At 37.8% G+C, this 445-nt stretch carries 1 protein-coding gene; it reads left to right on the top strand.

What is annotated here, in order from left to right:
- The coding region (locus tag CWB72_RS20115; RefSeq protein ID WP_212747915.1) for a hypothetical protein at nt 1–312 on the top strand (312 nt) is incomplete at its 5' end.
- Nucleotides 313–445 lie beyond the last annotated feature (133 nt).

Below are 445 nucleotides of genomic sequence, written 5' to 3'. Positions count from 1 at the left end.
CCCGTTAATCGGGCGTTATATTTACTTGGAGATCTCCTCATGGACGACCCAAAGGTTAATCAACTTACATATAGCCAATCACTAGTCCTTTGGTGGGCAATAATTTGGAGAAGTGTAGTAATTTTCATTGTTCCAGGTTTTCTGATAGGTTTCTTACTGGGCAAGGGTTTTGGTCTAGACACTTCAATTGTTTCTTTGTTTCAAAATTTAACTTTTATTGCAATCATGATATTTGTGCAAAAATATGTCATTAATCAGCAAGGGTTTAATGGCTTTGAAATAAAAGTAACAATAAAACAAGAGCAAAAATAAATATAACAAGTGCCTAAACCAAAGGACGCAAAACAGCAGGCTTGCGCTCCTTCGTCGCTAATTTTAGCCTGCTATTTTTCGCCGGTTAGGCAAGCTACATGGACTCCCCCGATTGTCAACGAATTCATCTTTG

It is taken from the genome of Pseudoalteromonas phenolica, from assembly GCF_005886345.1.
Lineage (GTDB): Bacteria > Pseudomonadota > Gammaproteobacteria > Enterobacterales > Alteromonadaceae > Pseudoalteromonas > Pseudoalteromonas phenolica_A.
This window is presented reverse-complemented; position numbering and strand designations above follow the sequence as displayed.